Origin of the sequence: Photorhabdus bodei, from assembly GCF_003287735.1 — a bacterium.
Taxonomy (GTDB): Bacteria; Pseudomonadota; Gammaproteobacteria; order Enterobacterales; family Enterobacteriaceae; genus Photorhabdus; species Photorhabdus kayaii.
This window is the reverse complement of sequence record NZ_NSCM01000159.1, coordinates 1-528: the sequence shown is the minus strand read 5'-3', so window position 1 is coordinate 528 and position 528 is coordinate 1. Positions and strand designations below refer to the sequence as shown.

1 protein-coding gene is annotated in these 528 nt (G+C 53.4%); it reads right to left on the bottom strand.

Annotation, left to right across the window (positions count from 1 at the left end):
• Window positions 1–396: CHC2 zinc finger domain-containing protein (locus CKY02_RS23260; RefSeq protein WP_240002138.1), on the bottom strand; the 396-nt coding region annotated here is incomplete at its 3' end.
• Between the last annotated feature and the right edge of the window lie 132 nt (window positions 397–528).

The following is a 528-nucleotide window of genomic DNA, read 5'->3' as shown; positions in this document are numbered from 1 at the left end:
CTGCCCGTCATCGTCCAGGTCGGCCAGTTTCGGGCTCGGCAGAGGTGCGGCCTGTGATCCCGGCGGGGCGGCTAAAGAAGAAGCGGCCACAACTGCATTGTCCATGTCCGGCAGCCCGACCAGCTCCTTTAGCCGGCGGATAGCGATTTTCAGCGTGACACCTTCCGTTTGTATCACCCAGTCCAGCACCGATCCCGCTGCGCCACAGCCAAAGCAGTGATACAGGTTCTTAGCAGGCGATATCACCATTGAGGGCGTTTTCTCGTGATGGAACGGGCAGCGCAGCACATAATCCTCACCACGTTTTTTCATCGGACGGCCTTGCTTACGCGCCAGCCCCAACAACGAGACGGTTTGCTTTAAGCGGGCTAAATCGGTATCGGGAATGCGGGTCATCAATGACCTCCTGTAAAAACCTGTCAATATGCTTTTATGGTTTCTTTATACATGCATATATGGTATGTTTCAAGCATCACGTTTAAACAAGGGGGTTAAAATGCTGGCTCTGTTTCCCTGGCGAGTAATTTC